This is a genomic window from Microbulbifer maximicatervae (SeqCode), from assembly GCF_052467325.1.
The window spans coordinates 4,824,299-4,844,059 of record NZ_CP174310.1 but is presented as its reverse complement, the minus strand read 5'-3'; the positions used below and the strand labels follow the sequence as shown (position 1 = coordinate 4,844,059).

The 19,761-nt window shown below is 47.5% G+C and carries 17 protein-coding genes; 3 read left to right on the top strand and 14 right to left on the bottom strand.

Annotated elements, in window-relative coordinates; genetic code table 11:
• Nucleotides 1-31 precede the first annotated feature (31 nt).
• The 4 genes from ACJJIE_RS21515 to ACJJIE_RS21500 form a co-directional block, all read right to left on the bottom strand.
• Nucleotides 32-853 (bottom strand): MBL fold metallo-hydrolase, encoded by an 822-nt coding sequence (locus ACJJIE_RS21515; RefSeq protein WP_444892923.1) that lies wholly within the window; start codon nucleotides 851-853, stop codon nucleotides 32-34.
• Nucleotides 854-1,019: 166 nt separating this feature from the next.
• Nucleotides 1,020-1,523 carry a protein disulfide oxidoreductase gene (locus tag ACJJIE_RS21510; RefSeq protein WP_444892922.1) on the bottom strand — a complete coding sequence of 168 codons (504 nt, stop codon included), beginning with the start codon at nucleotides 1,521-1,523 and terminating at the stop codon, nucleotides 1,020-1,022.
• 15 nt (nucleotides 1,524-1,538) lie between these two features.
• Nucleotides 1,539-2,165 carry a thioredoxin family protein gene (locus ACJJIE_RS21505; RefSeq protein ID WP_413664578.1) on the bottom strand — a complete coding sequence of 209 codons (627 nt, stop codon included), beginning with the start codon at nucleotides 2,163-2,165 and terminating at the stop codon, nucleotides 1,539-1,541.
• Nucleotides 2,166-2,167: 2 nt separating this feature from the next.
• The gene (locus ACJJIE_RS21500; protein ID WP_444892921.1) at nucleotides 2,168-4,198 is read right to left on the bottom strand and encodes a protein-disulfide reductase DsbD family protein; all 2,031 of its coding nucleotides are present in this window, start codon (nucleotides 4,196-4,198) and stop codon (nucleotides 2,168-2,170) included.
• 134 nt (nucleotides 4,199-4,332) lie between these two features.
• Between ACJJIE_RS21500 and ACJJIE_RS21495 the strand changes: the two genes are divergently transcribed.
• Nucleotides 4,333-5,190, top strand: a complete 858-nt coding sequence (locus ACJJIE_RS21495; RefSeq protein WP_413664576.1) for an alpha/beta hydrolase — start codon at nucleotides 4,333-4,335, stop codon at nucleotides 5,188-5,190.
• A gap of 31 nt (nucleotides 5,191-5,221) precedes the next feature.
• Here the strand turns inward: ACJJIE_RS21495 and ACJJIE_RS21490 are convergent, their stop codons facing one another.
• The gene (locus tag ACJJIE_RS21490; protein ID WP_444892920.1) at nucleotides 5,222-6,250 is read right to left on the bottom strand and encodes a glycosyltransferase family 4 protein; all 1,029 of its coding nucleotides are present in this window, start codon (nucleotides 6,248-6,250) and stop codon (nucleotides 5,222-5,224) included.
• A gap of 92 nt (nucleotides 6,251-6,342) precedes the next feature.
• Complete coding sequence (locus ACJJIE_RS21485; protein WP_444892919.1) at nucleotides 6,343-7,500, bottom strand: NAD-dependent epimerase/dehydratase family protein; 1,158 nt, start codon at nucleotides 7,498-7,500, stop codon at nucleotides 6,343-6,345.
• A 1,372-nt stretch (nucleotides 7,501-8,872) separates the two neighbouring features.
• Between ACJJIE_RS21485 and ACJJIE_RS21480 the strand changes: the two genes are divergently transcribed.
• Nucleotides 8,873-10,501 (top strand): di-heme oxidoredictase family protein, encoded by a 1,629-nt coding sequence (locus ACJJIE_RS21480; RefSeq protein WP_444892918.1) that lies wholly within the window; start codon nucleotides 8,873-8,875, stop codon nucleotides 10,499-10,501.
• 70 nt (nucleotides 10,502-10,571) lie between these two features.
• On the opposite strand, the gene ACJJIE_RS21475 is transcribed toward ACJJIE_RS21480, so the two are convergent.
• Complete coding sequence (locus ACJJIE_RS21475; protein ID WP_444892917.1) at nucleotides 10,572-11,057, bottom strand: GFA family protein; 486 nt, start codon at nucleotides 11,055-11,057, stop codon at nucleotides 10,572-10,574.
• Between the two features lie 448 nt (nucleotides 11,058-11,505).
• Between ACJJIE_RS21475 and ACJJIE_RS21470 the strand changes: the two genes are divergently transcribed.
• On the top strand, nucleotides 11,506-12,300 hold the full coding sequence (locus ACJJIE_RS21470) for a class I SAM-dependent methyltransferase (protein ID WP_444892916.1): 795 nt from the start codon (nucleotides 11,506-11,508) through the stop codon (nucleotides 12,298-12,300).
• A gap of 159 nt (nucleotides 12,301-12,459) precedes the next feature.
• On the opposite strand, the gene ACJJIE_RS21465 is transcribed toward ACJJIE_RS21470, so the two are convergent.
• The 7 genes from ACJJIE_RS21465 to ACJJIE_RS21435 all read right to left on the bottom strand — a co-directional run bounded on the left by ACJJIE_RS21465 (nucleotide 12,460) and on the right by ACJJIE_RS21435 (nucleotide 19,736).
• Nucleotides 12,460-12,942, bottom strand: coding sequence for a hypothetical protein (locus ACJJIE_RS21465; protein ID WP_444892915.1), 483 nt, complete (start codon nucleotides 12,940-12,942; stop codon nucleotides 12,460-12,462).
• Nucleotides 12,943-12,996: 54 nt separating this feature from the next.
• Nucleotides 12,997-13,818, bottom strand: coding sequence for an MBL fold metallo-hydrolase (locus ACJJIE_RS21460; RefSeq protein ID WP_444892914.1), 822 nt, complete (start codon nucleotides 13,816-13,818; stop codon nucleotides 12,997-12,999).
• A gap of 164 nt (nucleotides 13,819-13,982) precedes the next feature.
• On the bottom strand, nucleotides 13,983-14,666 hold the full coding sequence (gene tsaA / locus ACJJIE_RS21455) for a tRNA (N6-threonylcarbamoyladenosine(37)-N6)-methyltransferase TrmO (RefSeq protein ID WP_444892913.1): 684 nt from the start codon (nucleotides 14,664-14,666) through the stop codon (nucleotides 13,983-13,985).
• 24 nt (nucleotides 14,667-14,690) lie between these two features.
• Nucleotides 14,691-16,154 carry an NAD-dependent succinate-semialdehyde dehydrogenase gene (locus tag ACJJIE_RS21450; protein ID WP_444892912.1) on the bottom strand — a complete coding sequence of 488 codons (1,464 nt, stop codon included), beginning with the start codon at nucleotides 16,152-16,154 and terminating at the stop codon, nucleotides 14,691-14,693.
• Nucleotides 16,155-16,321: 167 nt separating this feature from the next.
• Nucleotides 16,322-17,719 carry a ribosome biogenesis GTPase Der gene (gene der, locus ACJJIE_RS21445; RefSeq protein ID WP_444892911.1) on the bottom strand — a complete coding sequence of 466 codons (1,398 nt, stop codon included), beginning with the start codon at nucleotides 17,717-17,719 and terminating at the stop codon, nucleotides 16,322-16,324.
• Nucleotides 17,720-17,865: 146 nt separating this feature from the next.
• Nucleotides 17,866-19,029 carry an outer membrane protein assembly factor BamB gene (bamB, locus tag ACJJIE_RS21440; RefSeq protein WP_282934067.1) on the bottom strand — a complete coding sequence of 388 codons (1,164 nt, stop codon included), beginning with the start codon at nucleotides 19,027-19,029 and terminating at the stop codon, nucleotides 17,866-17,868.
• Nucleotides 19,029-19,736, bottom strand: coding sequence for a YfgM family protein (locus ACJJIE_RS21435; protein ID WP_444892910.1), 708 nt, complete (start codon nucleotides 19,734-19,736; stop codon nucleotides 19,029-19,031). The genes bamB and ACJJIE_RS21435 overlap by 1 nt, the downstream gene beginning before the upstream one ends.
• Nucleotides 19,737-19,761 lie beyond the last annotated feature (25 nt).

Below are 19,761 nucleotides of genomic sequence, written 5' to 3'. Positions count from 1 at the left end.
ATTTAATACTTTTCTTATTCTTAGTGAAAGATCAATAATTAGACACTTCTGTAGGATCAACCCGCATACAGGAAGCTATTAAGTTTCTCTTACTGAAGTTGTAACCGGACACGACACTCATCAAGTTTTCCCTTCCCAATAGCCGGTGGGTAATCTCACCAAGAGGCAATCCTTGCCGGTCCAATTCCCGTGCTTCAGTTGCAAGATTTAACAAATAATCATACTTGGCTTGTAAGCGAATTTTTCCTTTTTCTACAATCCCTCTATGAGGGCAAAATATAATATCAAAATCATAGGTGAGTACTTTTTTGATACTGTGCATTAAAGTTGGAATACTTTCATCTTTACGCAATAGCTTTAACTTACTAGCCACATACAGGTCAGCAGTGAATATCCACCCTCGATCCTGAACCAGATAACAGGTCATGTCTTTGGCATGCCCAGGTGCGGGAATAACAACTACCTTTTCGCCGGAGAACCTTAAATCTTCTGGTAGTGGCGCAGCTTCCGCACGCCCGGCCCTCCCCCAAATCAGCATCTGTATTGGCGGTATCCGAAAACCTCTCTTTAATATCTCTACTGTCGCCTTAGGGGCTCTTGGCTGTATACCAGTAAGCTTATAAATTGCTCCGGCGTTACCACTATGATCTTCGTGGTGATGGGTGAGGACCAATTGCCGAAAAGGTTTATTTTTTACAAACCACTTGACGTATTTCCACTGGTTACTGGGGCCGGCATCGATAATAGTGTCACCCAACCGATATACAATAAAGGTTGTATTGATACCAAAGTCGAAACGGCCGACCCTTTGCGCATCCAGATCTTGATAGTCAAAAGAATCAATAACCGACACGCCACTCTCCAGCGCAAGAGACAGACCTTTAAGGAATTATAGAAGCATATCTATAAGGGCTGTCCTCCCCGGCAATTGAGCAATTTTAACGCCAACCATCGCAGGCTCGGGGAAAGAGAGTTTGATATAAGCTTAAATACGACACAGTGACATTAATGTTGACTAGCTACTTTGTCATTTTTAAACGCAACTGCAAACCCAACTTGGATGTGGCTCCAGTAGTGACCCAGGCAACGCGCCCGTCAGTGTCGACAATCAGCAAGGTTGGCGTCACTTTTACGCCCCATTGGGCGCTTAAAACACCATATGGATCATTTAGAGAAGGAAAAGCAAGTTCGTGATTCCGCATATATTCGGTAACCACCTCTTCTGTTCCAGACTGCATCGCAACACCAACAACCTGGTAATCCCGAGACAGGTCAGTCACAGCGGGGGAAACTATCCGGCAATAGGGGCACCAGGTTGCCCAAAAATAAATTAATACTGGACCTTTAGGGTACATTTGCTTTAGATCAATAAGATTTCCCTGCAGCGATTGCCCCTCTAACTGAGGGGCCTGGTTCTCAGGGATATCTCTTTGGTGGAAATAACCCACGGCAGTAACCATTAGTACCACCAAGGTGATAAATATCAACGCCTGAATCAGGTAGCTATAACGAGCTTTTTCCACCCCAAATAAACTCCTTTAGTACTTCACACTACACCCATAAGCCCGCGACGAGGACTTGGGCACAGCCAGTCCCTTCAGTGAAGCATCCAGTGCAGCAGAAACATAATTGTGTGAACTGCCTATAACCGCAGGATTGGCGGAGTCATTATCATCAATGGCTCCAGCATATACGACTTCCCCCTGAGGATTAATGATAAACATATGCGGGGTAGTTTTAGCTCCATAAGCACGCCCCATAACTCCAGAGGTATCCAGCAAGAAGGGTACGCTTGCGCCGAGGTTATGACTCTGTGCAACTGCCATAGCCTGCTCTGGCTCCAAATAGCCCTGCTTTCCTTTAGCGGAAGAAATTACCGTGAGCCAATTTACTTTCTGTGCTGTATACCTTTTTTGAAGGGACTGCATATTACCACTGCCATAGTGTTTCCTGACATAGGGGCAATCTTTATTAAACCATTCAATAACCAACCATTGGCCTGTGTAATCGGAGAGATTGTGAGTTTTTCCAGCAGCATCCACTACTGAGAATTCTGGCGCTTTTTGTCCAGGAACGGCTGCTGCCAACACAACACTCGGCAACATCAGGAATAAAAGCAAAACTCCTCTAAGTATCGAATTATTCACGTTGAAAAGTAATTTCATAATTAACCATCCTCACTATTAACAGTTAAGAGCTTACTAAACAGTGCTGCAATTAAAGACTCTTGCAGCAGTGGTGGAAGTAACTCTGGTTTTTTCTCTCCTGCAGGATACCATGCATATACAGGTACAGAGTTCCTCCCTAAATCCTGCAAAGCTTGGGTAATTTCAGGGTTATAACGCGTCCAGTCAGCCCGAATTAGAAGCACGTTATTCTTTTTAAATAATGCTTGTACACTTGGGGTATCAAGCACCAGCTTTTTATTTACCTGGCAGGTAATACACCAGGCTGCGGTATAGTCAATAAATACAGGGCGCCCATTATCCAAGGCTTCCGTCAACAGTGCCTTGTCATAACGATGCCAGTCATACGCCATTTCTGCAGGTTGCTCACCACCCTCCATACGGATTGCCGGTAGAGATATTAGCAAAATAGCAGCGACACAAATCAGACCCGCTGCTCCCCCCTTTTTGGAAAAATTTTTTACTAGCCAGATTGCAAGAGTAACAACGAGCAACAGGCTTAAACCGGCCAACCAACCTGAGTCCCCAGCTAGGCGCCCTAAAATCCATAGTAGCCATATCACCGTTGCGTAAAGCGGAAATGCAAGAAACTGACGCAACTTCTCCATCCATGGACCTGGAGCTGGCAGATGCCTCAGTATTACAGGACTTGCACACATCAAAATAAATGGCGCAGCGAGCCCTAAACCGAGGCATAAGAAGATGAGTAGAGCCTGAAGTGGAGGAATCACCACCGCAGCTCCCAGAGCTGCTCCCATAAATGGACCGGTACAGGGGGCGGCAACAAAGACAGCTAAAACACCGGTGGTAAAGGAGCCACGGCTACTGGAGCTAGCAAGCCCCATTAATCGGTGCCCAAACTCAAAAAAGCCGCTAAAGGATAGGGCCATCAGCCAGAAGAGCATAATTAACCCAATTACCACAACCGGTGACTGAAGTTGAAAACCCCAGCCAACGGCCAACCCTCCCCAGCGTAGCGCCAATAAAGCAAGCCCCAAAGCAAGAAAAGTCACCATAATGCCGGCGCTATATAGGAAAGATTCACGCAAACGTTCGGCTCGGCGATTACCACCGTTAATCAGTCCAAATAGCTTTATGGACAGCACCGGGAAAACACAGGGCATCAGATTCAATAGGAGACCGGCAATAAATGCTGACAGAAGTAAAAGCCATATAGAGGTCGCGCTCTTCTCAATTTCCACTTGGGATAAGAGGGGGGCAGAGACTTTCCAGGCCCGGCTCGAGTCTGTAATCACAAAATCGCTGCTTTCAATAATCTCAGAGCCTGGCAGACGCTTGAACTTGTAGAGGAGAGTTTCATCTTCGCGCTGAACTTCTGGCTCAGACGCAGAGTACAAGTCACCATTTACGGGGAAAATACTAGGTATTTCATCGCTACGATTCCCACTGAGCTGCAAAGTAATATGCTCACTACCTCGCGCTGAAATGGATACTGGTTGCCACGGGCTCTCACTTTCTCCCCCTGGAAGCCTGTTGGCAAAGTAATTCCTTAACGCCAGATCTGCAGCTGGCCAAGCCGCCTGCTCTGCAACCGACCGTACAAGGCTCATAGTGGCAAAGCCCGGTATGCAATCCACTTTACAAACCAACCACTCCAGGTCCGCATACAGGGTCACCTCTTGCGTGCGCATATCTGGGAGGAGCTGGAACAGGTAGGCAACATTCCCGGAGTACCCCAGGTTAGTAAGATGCTCTACCCGGAGGCGCGTTGGGAATGGCCATTCGATCGGCCCTAATAAAGCCCCCTGAGCCTCCATCTCAAACCGTGGAGCCGCCCCTGAATCTCCAGCATTACGCCAATACACATGCCATCCAGGATCTACCTCAAAGTAGAATCCAACCGTCTCTCTCATTCCTTGGCGAAATGTATCAGGTGCCAGCCAACGTACCTTGACGTGATCACCAGATGCCGTCTCCTGTGCTACAGGGAGACCCGCAACCAACAGTAACGTCAAACAGCAGATGTTGATCAGCGTGGTCTTTATTTTCAATGTGATTCTCCTTCTCGCCTACTCAACTGGTACTCCCCCTTTGGGTCAGATACAAGTTACAACATTGGCCTCACCCATCACAAAACGAAGTCTCACTATACTCCGATCATACCTAACCTAAAGAAGCGCCCAGAATGCCTGCCTTGCAGATAAGTGACGGCCGTATCCTTACTTATGATGACTATGGTGATCCAAATGGCTGGCCTGTGCTTTTCAATCATGGTTTCTCAGATTCGCGACTAATTCGCAATCCTGATAAGGACCTTACCGCATCTCTTGGCGTAAGAATCATCTCTGTAGATCAACCTGGTGTGGGGGGATCATCTCCCCATAGAGGCCGGCGAATGGTTGATTGGGGGTCGGATATCGAAGAACTGGTTAATCGTCTAAATATCGAGACATTTTCGGTAGTCGGCCATTCAGGTGGTGCCCCTCATGCACTTTCTATCGCTAACAAACTTCCCCACAGAGTCTCTAAAATTGCCCTTGCAGCCCCAGTTGCGCCACTGGACTACCCAGGAATGACTGACCTGCTAAAAAACCCGGATATCAGACTTATCGCAAAGATCCATCGTTGGCAATTTCTTACTCGCTGTCTGTGCCGATTAAGTGCATACCAAGCCAATAGCAATATACAAGATTATATTCAGCTCTTTGCAAAGAAAGACGCCTCTGATGCCGCACTGTTTATTCGAGACCCGGCACTTAAGAAAATGTTTGAAGAATCATTTTCTGCTGGAGCAACGCAGCATGGGGAGGGTTTTTTTGAAATGATAATGGCGCTTTGGGATTGGGGGTTTGATCCTCGTGAAATCACCACTTCCACCAAAATATTTTATGGTGATGCCGACGATATAATTGATATTAAAATGCCAGAATATCTCTCAAGTATAATGCCAAATAGCTCAACTCAAAGCTGGCACCAGCTGGGACACTATGCATTTGTTAACAAGTACTGCTGGGTTGAATTGCTCAAGTCAGCTCGCAAGTAAGCCTTGCGAACTTTACGAGCAACGCTTTTATCTAGCCATCAACAGGCAAAGCCTCTACTGCACTTACCGGGACCAGGCTTGAAATAAAATCCTCAGTGGCAACATCCCAGGAATAGGTCCTGGCATGAGTAACACATTCCGATCGGTCCAATAATAGTGCCTTTTCTATGGCCACTTGCAGATTGCTATCCAACGCTCCAACGGGGGCATCACCAATGATATCTTTCGGACCTGTCACAGGGTAGGCGGCAACGGGCAAACCACAGGCTAAAGACTCAAGATTAACCAGACCAAAAGTGTCAGTTACCGAAGGAAATACAAAAACATCTGCAGCGCTGTAGCATTCAGTTAAGTCCTTACCCTCTTTAATTCCCAGATATACCGCCTGTGGAAACTTCCTCTTTAATTCATTGAGTTGAGGACCATCCCCCACGATAACTTTTGTTCCCGGTAACTCAAGAGATAAAAACTTGTCCAGTGATTTTTCCACTGCAACACGCCCTACATTGAGCATGATAGGTCGAGTTAGGCCCTCAAAAAGTTTTGTCTCAACCGGGTGGAATTTTTCTAACTCTACGCCTCTTCGCCAGCGGGTGACACGGGCAATCCCCAAGGTTCGAGCTTCCGCTGCCATACCATCTGTAGTCACCATTGTTTGTGCTGCGGAATTATGAAAGCGACGAAGGAGACCGTGTAACCACTTCAGTGGAACTTTATAGCGAATCGATACATATTCAGAGAGACGGGACAGCCAAGATGTCGTAAAACGCAAATTATTCCGCTTGCAGTAGCCACGAACAGCCCACCCCACAGGACCTTCACTCATAATGTGAATAGCGTCCGGTGAAAAATCCTCAATAATTCGGGCAGCTTTCCCACCAGGAAATACTGCAATTTTCACTTCTTTATAGCCCGGCCAGGGGAAATTAGTAAAATCAGTAGCAGAAACAATTTTTACTTGGTGCCCCCTTGCTATGAGTTCTTTCTCAGTTTTTTCCAGTACTCTGGAAACACCATTTAGTTGCTCCGGATATGTATCCGTAGCAATCAAAATCTTCATATTTTGCACTCTTCAGCTATAGACATTAAACCTCACCTTCCACAGGCAGCCTTGATTTCATATAAAACCAGGACCATTGAAGTATAAAAAAATCACCACTTCGACACACAAGGGATTTTAGCTTGGTCACATCGATGTGAATATTTTTTGGCAATACCCTCAACTTCAGTGAGAAGATTATCATTCAGGGTTATAGGCTTGAGCCCCATCTCGATAAGCTGGTCATTATTTACCAACAAATCATTTTCTGCTGACTCTTTTCTGGGGTTGTCCAAGTAGGCAATTCCCACCCCTGTCTTGTTGGAGATTAAATTTGCTAGATCCCTGATACGATGCGTCTCTGTCATTTGATTCAGAATTTTGACTCTATCGCCTATCTCTGGAGGATTTTCAATAGCTAACTGAATACATTGACAGGTATCCTGAATATGAATAAATGCCCGCTTCTGGCCGCCAGTGCCATGAACGGTAAGTGGGTAATTAATCGCCGCTTGCATCAGGAATCGATTGAGGACTGTTCCATAATCACCATCATAATCAAATCGATTAATCAGAGATTCATCCTTTTGTGTTTGTCGGGTCTGGGTACCCCAAACGATCCCTTGGTGTAAATCAGTGACACGTACCTGATCGTTCTTGTTATAGAAGGCAAATAACAATTGATCCTGAGCCTTTGTCATATGATAGATAGAACCTGGATTACTAGGGTAAAGAATCTCCTGTTCACTCAAATACCCTTCAGTCTCTACCTGGATTTTTAAATATCCTTCGGGAATAGTGAGACCAGCTGTTCCATACCCGTAGACACCCATAGTACCCAAGTGAATCAAATGTATATCCAATCCGCTTTCTACTATAGCCGCCAGGACATCATTGGTAGCATTCAAGTTATTATCAAGTGTATAACGTCTATGCCGGACAGATTTCATCGAATAGGGTGCGGCACGCTGTTCAGCAAAATGTACAATCGCGTCTGGTTTTTCCTCTTTTAAGAGAGTGACCAATCGCTCAAAATCCTGTCCGAGGTTAATATAAATATGCCTGATGGACATACCGGAAACTTCACGCCATACACGAAGCCGCTCAGACAGGTGCCTGATTGGTGTCAATGAATCAACTTCAAGCTCAATATCAATTTTTCGCCGTGATAAGTTATCAACAATAATAACTTCATAACCCGCCTCTGAAAGGTGGAGAGATGTAGGCCAACCACAAAATCCATCACCTCCCAAAATCAATACTTTCCTCACCCTACCCCCTAAAAACTCTTAGGAATTTATACAATTCGAATACACTAATATTTTTATCAGCTTCGAATTAACCTACCTCATTCAAAAGTACCAGCCACAGTTAAACGAAGCCATACGGGCAAATTTATTCGATTTTTTGTGACATTGTCGTGACAATCCATATCACTATCCATGTTCCTTGTACGCCACAATGAGAAAAAACGAACCACTCGTTAAAAATATCTCTCAGCAGCTTTGTAGTTGATAGTAAGTTGGGGGCTTCCTCGCCTACAGGCGCAATGATAGAACTATCTCATTGTTTCTATATTGAAATATATGGCGACAAAGATCTTTATCGCGCCATTCAAATGAATAGTGCGCCAATTTTACTTTAAGCCTAAATACATTGAGCACTCGAACGGAAACACCATTGTTTTAGACCGATCACTCTATCCCTCTACTAGAAAGGAAAATACGCCAATAATGTTTTCAATAAAGCTAAACTTTTTTGACAGTTATACGGTTCACATTAGTCGCCCCCCCAAAGCACCTTTCTGTAAGTAAGAGAGCGATCAAATACCCTTCATCTCTGTATCTACGCTCACAAGCGCATGCTGAAATTTGATCTGGTATAACGAACTGGCACGCACCGAAGGTAAGAAGTGTTTCCATAAACCCTATCTACAAAGGTGATATTAAATTCCACAAACAGATAAGTTATTAGCCTCCAAACCATGTGTCACCTGAAGACAATACGAATTCACAATTGGGGAATTCACTCTCAATCGAAAATAATTATAAGTTTTTCAAAATATCCATTGCCTTCAGTAACGTTAATAACCAGCACTTTTTCCTAAATCTAATGTCACAACCACCAGGAATAGGGACTTTCCGTGAAGTAGGAAAGCCTGTCACCGAAAGGCAAATATGCAAATACCTACCCTTTCAAAGGAACTTATTTATCACAAACGGCAACTAAAAAAGCCGAAAAACAAAAACATAGCCGCGTACTAGCGCGGTAGGTTATGGGCAAAATCGACACAATCGGGATCGCATTTTAGATCTTTAGGTCAGTTAATCTGAGCTTTAAAATCTGCTATCGCAATACTGTATCTCCCGTGGTCTTGACGCCTGCCATAAGTGGCAGAACAGGCACAGTTCTACCTATAAGAAGCTTGCAAGGATGCTGTTAAACCTTCACTGGATGCACTTTGCGAGATAAAAATGTTATTACCAAAATCTCTATCAATTTTTCCTTGTAGCACAACTGATAATCAGTTTTTTGGGGAATCGTGCTTAAAAGAAAAGTGTTCGAGTGTCTCCGCATCGAGTGCATTTTCGTAGAAAAACTCACCTTACGTCCGCTCAATATCAGTACCCGGAGATATAGCTGATGATACTTAAAAAACACCTGTTGCCTGTCGCTATGGCAATATCGGCTTTAACATTTAATGCCACTCCAGCGCTTGCCGACTTTGGTTCCAAGCACGATAAAAACCGAGTTCCCAAGCACGCAAGAAAAAACCAAAGACAGCAAAGGACCACTCCTTTCGATTTTAGTGAAGTCTTCGATACCGTACAGATATTGCATGCTGGGGCAATTGAAATTCACCTGGGTGGACATTTAGAGCAATCTGATCTCGAATCCATGGATACCTTGGAAGCCTATGTTCACGCTTTTGAGGAGGGCGATGAGTTATTCGAGATGAATTACAACGCTCTCGACGGGGTCGGCGTAAATGTAGGCAACGGCAAAAGGTTCACCAGCTTCCCTCGACCTGACCTGAAAGGGCCAAATGCATGGGCAAATGTCTTGCCCCACCGCACGACGGGCCCCAACGGTGACTCCTGTATCAGTTGTCACAACGTACCCGTGGCCGATGGCGGTGGTGGTGTTAACGATAATGTGATTCGCATGGACCCTGAGCGCAAGCAAAGAGGATTTATCGAACGCCAGTCGCCCCACTTGTTCGGTATGGGGGCTGTACAGTTGGTAGCAGAAGAAATGACTACCCAACTGCACACTCTGCGGGATGAGGCTATCAGTGAGAGCTGCTCATCCGGCACCGATACAACTGTCGCACTAACCGCAAAAGGCGTTAGCTTTGGTGAGATCTCCGTCTCCTGTGATGAGGTCAACTACGATAGCGTTGAAGGCCTCGATACTGACCTGGTAGTCAGACCCTTTGAGTGGAAAGGCCTAACCGGATTTGTACGCGCATTCGTTCGTGGCGCGGCACACCAGGAATTGGGCATGCAGGCCACTGAACTGGTCGGTGATGCGGATAGTGACTTTGATTCGATCACTAACGAGCTCAGTGTTGGTGACATCACCGCGTTAACTATCTACAACGCAGCGCAACCCCGCCCGGTAACAAAGATCGAGCTTAACAGCGTAATCGACTCCCTAACGGAAGAGGAGCAGGAGACATACGGCCTACCCTTAAGCAATGAGGAAATTGCCAGTATCGAAAATGGCGAAGAGCTATTTAGCTCCATTGGCTGTGCCTCTTGCCACTCCCCCGAGATGGAAGTTGCATCGCCGGTATTCTATGAGCCCTCTCAGCACGCTAGCTACCGCGATGAAACTTATCCCGCGGGCGATATAGCCGGCCTACCCAGCCAATCCCTGCAATTTAACTTGCTCACAGAGATCATGGATAACCCGCAGGAGCTTCCTTCTGGACAAACGCTGGGGCAATTTGAGGAATCGGAAAATGGCGGGGCTATCGTCCGCCTATATGGTGACCTTAAGCGTCACGATATGGGAACAGCCATGGCCGAGGAAATTGATGAAGGCAATGTGGGAGCCTCAGTATTCCTTACAGAAAACCTCTGGGGTGTTGGCTCAACACCACCTTATTTACACGATGGACGCGCTACCACTATGACTGAGGCGATTGTCTATCACGGTGGTGAAGCTGAATCCAGCAAGGAACAGTTTGATGGGCTGAGTGACACTGAAAAGGCAGACCTGGTCAACTTCCTGGATAACTTGGTGCTCTATCTCGCGGAAGAATAAACGCAAGGTTAACTCTATAAACCTGAAGCGGGGCGGCCACAGGCTCGCCCCGCCTCTCTTTATCCCCTCCCTAATCGGGAACATTTCGCTGGTGCCATTCAGCCAGGGTCTCCTCTGGGTAGCTTCCAAATATTTCGTCCCCTTCCCGGATATCTGGCTGCACCCAACCCGGAGCATAATCCAGCATCATATGGCTACGGACCGGCGGTACCGGCAACTCAGAATCAATCGCAGAAGCGAAAGGGTGTACCAGTTCTGGCCAGCGCGGGTCCCAAAGCCATAACGCACTGCCACACTTTGAACAAAAATGTCGCCGTGCCGGACTCTTCCCACTATTTTCCCGACTTTGTATCCCAATTTCAGCCTGATAAACACTTAAATAATCCTCGCCCTCCACTTTCAGGGTTTGGAAATCTGCCCCCAGGTTGATAGCAAAACCTCCACCTCCAGCAGTTTTTCGGCATATTGAGCAATAGCAACGATTGAAGGGATAGGGTTGCCCGGAGTTCATACTGAACTTAACCGATTGGCAGTGGCAAGATCCTTTGAGTTTCACAGCGCTTCCCCTAATTTTACCTTTCGTTCGGCAGATTATCAGTAGGGCAAATCTACGATTAATGCAGATTCCTATGCCACATTTAGCGGTGACTGAAATTACTAAAAGAATTTCACTAAGAAAAACGAGCCAACCAGAGTCATCCTCACCAAATATACATCAATAGACAAACCTATCAGGCACGACAATTTACAGGTCCAAGAGTAATTAAGGCTGCCAGCCTATAGCAACATCGATTTATTTTTCAATTATCAAAATTGACCTGCCGAAAATTTGATTCTTTATATCAATGGTAACATTGACACCTACCACCTACTATAAAAGGATTCGCGATCGCAAAGATTAGGGTAGATCTAATGTCATTTTTTCCTATTTAGCAGCTAGTTTAGCCGCCCATTTTTATATTCAAACTAAACTAACTAATCTTTTCCCTTCCGATGTAAATCCAGTGAAAAAAAATGTAAGACATGACAACTGGTGCGCTGCTGAATATGTCAAAGCATCAGAAATGCAGTGGCACCAAGCCATGGAAGCGATCGAACGATGCCCTTTTCAGAAGGCAAAATCGATCTTAGATGTAGGCTGTGGAGATGGTCGAATCACGCGATACATAGCAGAAAATCTAGAGCATGGTTCAGTTATTGGTGTTGATCTCACGGAGGATATGATAAAGCATGCCCGCGAAATGCATGGAGATGTCCCCAACCTTTCTTTTCAACAGATGAGTGCCGATGAATTAAATTTCAATAAAAAATTCGATATGATTTTCTCTTTTAGCTGTCTACATTGGGTTAAAAATCAAGCGAAAGTCTGGGAAGGATTCCACAAATACTTAAAAGATAATGGCGAAGTTGTTTCTGTAGTAGGATTTCAGGCAGGACATGAAAATTTTTGGGATACCGTTGAAGACTTCCAGAACAGCAATAAATGGAAGCCTTACTTCACTGATTTCCATGACCCATACAATCATTTTTCACTGCAGGAAATGCGCAACTTCATTGAAAATGCGGGCTTCTACCTTTCAAGGATAGATGAAATATACAAGGTGGAATATTTCGGAACCAAAAAGAACTTGACTGATTTTTTTCTTTCCTGGGTCCCCCAATTTCGACACATCCCCAGCCCACACAGAGAAAAGTTTGCAAACCAAGTAATAGAGGAATACCTTCGCAAGATCCACATCAAAATGAAAAATAGGGCCGGAATCCGAATTAAACGGTATATTATCGAGGTTGAAAAATAACAATATTGATTTCCAGCATTAAAACAAAATACCCCCTACCCTTTCGGCACTTGGGTTTGGGCATCTGCAACAAAGATCAACCCCACACTTAAAAAGGATAAACAATTTATTATCACAACAAAAAGCAGGCCGATAGTACCAGACAAATTAACCCAGACCTTATACCGACACCCCAACACCTTTACTATCTACTACAGAAATATCCGGTATGTTTTTATAAATAATAGCGGCACCAATTATCAACATTATCAATTCAAGTAAGTAATGAGTACTACTTAAAGCTAAATACGCAACAGAGTCTTCAGGGAATACTGCATAGATAGACACACACAAATAAGATACAACCAAGCCGACACACAACCAGCGCTTTAAGCCCGCCATTATCAACCGAGTCAACAAAAAGAATGCATAGGCAAAAGCAATAGATACCAATGTAAAATAGGGATAGATAATATCTATCAAACTAGGTGCAAGCCCCCCAGAAGATTCATCATAATTTAGTGCTATCAGGAAAGGTTTTAAAAAACTCAATATATTGCTTAGTAATGGCCAGGCAAGCAACCCAAAAATAAATACCCTTAGCGATTCCCTGATCACAAAACACCCTTCTTCTGCAACTCTTAATCCAGAAGCAACGATCATCTTAACAAATAACTTTGCATCGAAATTGGCTACTGGCTAGTACGTAATGAAAACCTAGAGTCTAGGCATCTCATCCAAGTTAACCTGTAAGCATGAAGCAATCAAATTTCTCTTGCAGAAGTTATAACCAGTCAAAGCGCTGAACAGTCCTTCTTTGCCCAATAAACGCAAAGTAGTCTCTTCTAAGGTCAGTCCCTGTTGTTTCAACTTCTGCGCCTCTCCAGATAAATTAAGCAGATACTCATATTTTTTATTCAACTGCTGCCAGCCATCCTCTACCACACCTCTATGAGGGCAGAGGATAACGTCAAATGAATGATCCAGGGCCCCCTTTATACTTTTCATTAATGTAGGGACATCTTCATCAATACGCAGGAATTTTAAGTAGTTGGCAATAAATAAATCAGCACTAAACAGCCAACCGCGCTCAGGCAGTAAATAACAGGTCATATCCTTTGCATGCCCGGGACTAAATACTGGAACCACTTTTTCTTCACCAATGTAGACTTCCTCTGGAAGAGGTGCCACCTCCGCTTTTCCCGCAGTTCCCCAGAAAAACTTCTGCATCGGGGGAATTCGGAAGCCTTTTTTTAATATACCAATAGTCAGATCCGGGGCCACCGCCTGCACACCGGTAAGTTTCTGGATAGCGCCGGCATTGCCACTATGGTCTTCGTGGTGATGAGTCAGCAATAACTGCTTTAGCGGTGCGCTTTGTATAAACGGCTTGACATACTTCCACTGATTGCTGGGACCTGTATCAATTACGGTTCCATTGAGGCGATAAACAACAAAGGTTGTATTAACACCCATATTGACTCGGCCGACGCGAATAGCATCTAAGCCTTGATAATTAAAGGTTTCACGTACTGGCATAGCTGTGCCCTTGGATAGCTAGGCGTTATTTTTAGGCGAATGCCGTATCTTGGGGAATTGTATTTCCCATGAAAATGAATGACATATCCTTTCCGAACCCTAGACAGTTACGTAGGAGACACATCCTGGCTTGCTGCAGAATACTGAAACTAGCTGGTCGAGGGTTATTCCAGTGCCACCACTTCTATTCCCGCATCGGTATAACGCCAACGCAAATTGAATTCACACAATTGCATGCCATAAATGCGCTGTGGATCGGTCTTTTGGTATGCCGGTTTTGGATCCTGGGATAACACCTGTTCAATTAAACGGGGGAGATCGGTACCCCAGTCATCGCGGTAGGCTTTGGCTTTATTCAGAACTGGCTCGGGGATAGCAACGGGAATTTGCACTGGAGCTGCGTCGGCAAATTCACTTTGCGCATGCGTTAATGCATCCGCATAGGGAACATAGGGTTTAATATCTAATACTGGCGTACCATCGACCAAATCTGCCCCGGCAACGATCAGCTCCACTTTAGGAGAGGTGCGTACCTCCAGAAGACGAACTACTGACAGCCCGATATTATTGGGACGAAAAGGCGAGCGAGTGGCGAGTACACCCAGTTTCTTATTGCCGCCCAAACGGGGCGGGCGCACTTTAGTTGACCACTGCCCAGCGGCTTGGTGAAATTGGAACACTACCCAGATATGGCTATTTTGCTCCAGACCTGCAACTGCATCTGGCGTATCCAGGGGAGGTAACAACGCAATACTGGCGCGACTGGCATCCGCCAATAGTGGCTGGCGGGGCACTCCAAACTTTTCTCCAAAGCAGGAATGCACCCGCGCAATAGGCTCTACAACCATTTAAAATCCAAACACTTTTATAAACTACTTATCAATACCACCGACACACAGATATTTTATTTCCAGGTAATCCTCAATACCGTATTTTGAGCCCTCGCGCCCCTGCCCGGATTCTTTTACACCGCCAAAGGGTGCCATTTCGTTGGAAATAATACCCTCATTGATACCGACCATACCGTATTCAAGCCCCTCTGCAACACGCCAAATACGACCGATATCCCTGGAGTAAAAATAAGAAGCCAGACCAAATTCCGTATCGTTGGCCATTTTAATGACTTCCTCTTCAGAGGAGAATTTATATAGCGGAGCTACCGGACCGAAGATCTCTTCTTTGAACAAGTGCATTTGATCGGTGGCCCCACCCAATACTACAGGAGAATAAAAGCATTCCCCCATAGTACTGGGACCACCAGCAACCAGGGGTTGCGCGCCTTTTTGCAGCGCATCTTCCACCAGAGATTCCGTTTTCTTCACTGCTTTGGTGGTAATCATAGGGCCCATGTCGACACCGCTATCAAAACCACTGCCCATGGAAAGCTGGTTTACCGCAGCGGAAAACTTCTGTGCAAATTCATCGTAAACACCTTCCTGCACGAAAATGCGATTGGCGCATACACAGGTTTGACCGGCATTGCGATATTTACAAACAATTGCGCCCTTTACAGCTTCGCCAATGTCAGCATCATCAAAAACAATAAATGGGGCATTACCGCCCAATTCCATAGAGGTTTTTTTCATGGTTGCTGCACACTGGGCTTGCAGCAATTTTCCGACAGCAGTAGAACCGGTAAAAGTAAATTTCCGCACTAAGGGATTGGCCGTCATTTCTGCGCCAATCTCCGGTGCCTTATCCCCTGCAACAATATTAAAAACACCAGGGGGAATTCCCGCTTCCTCAGCGAGAACTGCGAGTGCCAGTGCGGATAGAGGTGTTTCGGAAGCGGGCTTGGCAATAAATGGACAGCCTGCGGCAATAGCGGGAGCCATTTTGCGTGCGATCATAGCGCTGGGGAAATTCCATGGCGTTACAGAACAGGTCACACCAATCGACTGCTTGATAACCAAGAGCCGTTTATCACTGGAAGGCGGGCTAATAACATCCCCGTAGACGCGCTTGGCTTCTTCCGCAAACCATTCGACATAATTAGCACCATACACAATTTCGGTACGGGACTCTGTCAGTGGCTTGCCTTGCTCTGCGGTCAAAATAATGGCTAGATCATCGGCGTTAGCAATTATCAGCTCATACCAGTGCCTGAGTATTTTCGCTCTTTCTTTTACCGGAGTATCGCGCCAGGCAGGCCAGGCTTTATCAGCAGCTTCTATTGCGCGGCGAGTCTCATCTGCCCCCAAGTTGGCGATATTGGCAACCGCCTTGCCAGTTGCCGGGTCCAACACATCGAAGGTATCACCAGAATCAGCGTCAATCCACTGGCCATTGATATAGGACTGGTTGCGCAGCAATGCAGGATTCTTCAGCTTCAACATCGTATTCTCCTTGTGGTTTCTTCCCTGGCCCCGTCAAAAACGGGATCACTGGTACGATAGAAATCCCACAATGCCATTCCACTGTGGGTTAAGGCTGTAGAAGCTGGAGTGGTGCGCAAACCGGCAGTATCCCTTGCCGGCTTACAGGTAACCTAAGTTACCGCCTCTTATTTTTTCTTCTTTTTAACAAACTTCATCAGGCGGCGTTTCTTGGCCTTCTGGCGGTCACTCAGCTTGTTCTTTTTGTCCGCGTAGGGGTTGGAGCTGGTGCGGAACTCAATTTTTACCGGAGTACCGTGCAAATCCAGAGCCTTGCGGAAAGTCTTCTCCAGATAGCGCACATAATGTGCCGGTACCTGCTCAGTCTGATTACCGTGAATCACAATAACCGGCGGATTTTGTCCACCGGCGTGAGCGTAACGCAATTTGATACGATGTCCGTGCACCAATGGTGGTTGGTGCTCACTTACCGCCCACTCCAGAATACGAGTGAGGTGATTAGTGGACAGTTTGTCTGTAGCGCTCTGGTACGCACCCTCAATGGACTCGTACAGATGTCCAACACCGGTGCCATGCAGTGCAGAAATAAAGTGCACATCAGCAAAGTCCACAAAGCGCAGGCGGCGCTCCAACTCGGTTTTAACATAGTCGCGGTGATCTGCTTCCAGCCCATCCCACTTGTTCAGGGCAACTACCAGCGCGCGTCCCGCCTGTACTACGCTGCCCATCAGGTGCATATCCTGGTCCACCAGGCCTTCGCGGGCATCGATCACCAGCACCACCACGTTGGCATCTTCCACCGCCTGCAAGGTTTTGACGATAGAGAACTTCTCCACCGATTCCTTGATATTTTTCCGGCGGCGAATGCCCGCAGTATCGATCAGGGTGTAAGGCTTTTCGTCGCGTTCATAATTGATATAGACGCTATCGCGGGTTGTGCCGGGCTGATCGTAGACAACAACCCGGTCCTCACCCAAGAGGCGGTTAACCAGGGTGGATTTACCCACATTGGGGCGGCCCACAATGGCAATCTTGATTCCGGTCGCTTCCTCGGCTTCCTCTTCAATCTCCTGCTCGGGCAGGTCCTCGATTACCCGCTGCATCAGGGAGCGAACACCGCGTCCGTGGGTAGCAGTCGTCGGGAAAAGCTCACCAATACCCAATTCATAGAAAGGTGCCAGGGCAATATCCGGGTTTACCCCATCAACTTTGTTGGCCACCAGGAAAGTGGGCTTGGAGCGGGTGCGCAAGCGCTCGGCGATCATCTCGTCGGCTGGGGTCAGGCCGGCGCGGCTGTCCACCAAAAAGAGTACGAAGTCTGCTTCTTCGATGGCCTGCATAGATTGTTCGGCCATAGCCGCATCGATGCCTTCTTCGCCACCGGAAATACCACCGGTATCGACCAGTAACAGCTTGCGCCCGTCGATCTCCGCCTCACCGTACTTGCGATCGCGGGTAAGCCCGGCGTAGTTGGCCACTAAAGCGTCGCGAGACTTGGTCAACCGGTTAAAAAGTGTGGATTTGCCCACATTGGGGCGCCCGACCAGGGCAATTACTGGCAGCATACAAATTCTGGTTTTAGCCGTATAAAAAAATACAAAAGCCCGCGCGAGGCGGGCGATTTCAACTTGCCTGCGCAGCAGGCTCCATTTGCGGGCTCTAAGCCCTAAGGCGGACAGCCTGTCCGCCTCTCGTCAGTTGGCTGCGATTATCAGGAATCAGCGAGGCGCAGAGCTGATAACTTGCCATCATCCGACAGCACAAATATCAGGTCGCCATCAACCAGAATGGGGATGCGAATCGCATCACCGTCCACCTGCTCGCGGCCAATAAATTGTCCGGAATTGGGGTCCAGCACATGCAGGTAGCCTTCCAGATCTCCCACAACGACCACGTCCTGGAAGAAAGCCGGTCCGCTCAATTCGCGGCGCAATAGTTCGTTATTACTCCACTCGATCTGGCCGCTGCCCACATTGTAGGCATAGACGCTACCGGAGGCATCACTGAGGTAGACATGGCCACCACCTACTGCCACTTCGTGGTGGGTAGAGGCATCGCGAGCCCAGAGGCCGCGGCCATTATCTTTGGACAAGGCGACAACACGGCCCTGGTAGCTGGCGGCAAACACCAAATCGCCGCGCACTACTGGAGCACCATCGATATCAACTACCCGCTCCAGCTCCGCAGAGCCCTGGGGAATAGCGACTCGCTGTTCCCAGCGCTGAATGCCATCGCGGGCGTCCAGGGCCAGCAGTTTGCCGTTATCCAGGCCGGCAATCACCATACCACCGCTGATAACAGGTGCTGCAGTACCGCGCAGGGTCAGTACTGGCAAATTGGTATTGTGGCTCCACAACTCTTCACCGCTGGTAGCGTCGAGGCCAACCAGCTTGCCATCTACGGTCTGCAGGACAACCACGCCAGCACCGATCGCTGGAGCGGCAACTACTTCGCCGGAGACTTGGTAATTCCATAGCTCAGCGCCGTTTTCGAGGTCCAGAGCCACGGCGCGGCCGCGGTAGTCGGAGACTACCGCCATGCCCAGGCCAGTGCCCACGCCACCGCTCAGATCTACATCCAGATCTGTCTCCCAGAGCTTGCGCCCGGAGCTGCGATCAAAAGCACTGATTTCACCATCGCTACTGGCAGCTATCAGGCGACCATCGATAAGGCTCGGCTGCAGCATCGCGTAACGCTTTTGGTCAATACCGCCAATATCGGCAGACCACACCTCTTGCAGGGCAACAGTGGAGTTAATATCCACCAGTTCGACGGGGTCGACATCTTCCTTCTCGTCATTAGAGGCACAGGCGGCCAGGGCCACCGCTAGCGCCACCGCTGCAGTGCGACCCGCAGCGCGATTCAGAAATCCCATTACTCGTCTCCCTCAGATACAGGCTCGGTTTGGTTCTGAGCGTCACTGCTCTCGGTTACCGCCAGGCTTTCAGCCTTCAGGCGCAGAAGTTGGGTGTTGCCCGCTTGCTCTGGCAGAAGCTCTGTCAGTGCTTGCTCGTACGCGGCACGAGCGCCGGCGATGTCACCCTTTTGCTTCAGGATATCACCACGAGTCTCAGAATAAAGGGCCGCGAATGCCGGGGGTATAGTGCCCTCGAGCAATTTCAGGCCTTCATCGGACTCACCGCGGGCCGCCAAAACAGCAGCCAGGCGGCGTTTAGCGAGCAGCTCCAGGCTTGCTTCACTGGTGTTGTCGAGTACCCACTGCAGCTGCTGCTCCGCAGCTTCCAGGTCATTGCTCTCCGCTGAAATAGCTGCGAGACGCAGTGCAGCCTGGCTGGCGTAGATACGCTTGGCAAAATCACCTTTCAGCTGCTCGGCCACATTCTTGGCAGTGGTAAGCTGCTTGTTGTCCGGTTGATTGTTGTTGGCGGAGACCGCTTCAACGAAAGTCTGGTACAGGTCAGAGGCCGCTTCAGCCTTGGTGCGCTGATCTCCCTGCCACCACTGATAACCGAAGTAACCGGCCAGGGCCAGCACAATGCCAGTCACAATTCCCTTGCCATTTTCCGCCCACCAGCGCTTCAGCGTTTCTATTTGTTCTTGTTCGGTAAGATGCTCAGCCATTGGGTAATTTGCCTTTCCTGTAGAT

Coding starts and splice junctions, on each gene's coding strand:
- ACJJIE_RS21495 (WP_413664576.1), top strand. CDS start 4,333: ATGCCTGCCTTGCAGATAAGTGACGGCCGTATCCTTACTTATGATGAC.
- ACJJIE_RS21480 (WP_444892918.1), top strand. CDS start 8,873: ATGATACTTAAAAAACACCTGTTGCCTGTCGCTATGGCAATATCGGCT.
- ACJJIE_RS21450 (WP_444892912.1), bottom strand. CDS start 16,154: ATGTTGAAGCTGAAGAATCCTGCATTGCTGCGCAACCAGTCCTATATC.
- ACJJIE_RS21460 (WP_444892914.1), bottom strand. CDS start 13,818: ATGCCAGTACGTGAAACCTTTAATTATCAAGGCTTAGATGCTATTCGC.
- ACJJIE_RS21490 (WP_444892920.1), bottom strand. CDS start 6,250: ATGAAGATTTTGATTGCTACGGATACATATCCGGAGCAACTAAATGGT.
- tsaA (WP_444892913.1), bottom strand. CDS start 14,666: ATGGTTGTAGAGCCTATTGCGCGGGTGCATTCCTGCTTTGGAGAAAAG.
- ACJJIE_RS21505 (WP_413664578.1), bottom strand. CDS start 2,165: ATGAAATTACTTTTCAACGTGAATAATTCGATACTTAGAGGAGTTTTG.
- ACJJIE_RS21465 (WP_444892915.1), bottom strand. CDS start 12,942: ATGATCGTTGCTTCTGGATTAAGAGTTGCAGAAGAAGGGTGTTTTGTG.
- ACJJIE_RS21435 (WP_444892910.1), bottom strand. CDS start 19,736: ATGGCTGAGCATCTTACCGAACAAGAACAAATAGAAACGCTGAAGCGC.
- der (WP_444892911.1), bottom strand. CDS start 17,719: ATGCTGCCAGTAATTGCCCTGGTCGGGCGCCCCAATGTGGGCAAATCC.
- bamB (WP_282934067.1), bottom strand. CDS start 19,029: ATGGGATTTCTGAATCGCGCTGCGGGTCGCACTGCAGCGGTGGCGCTA.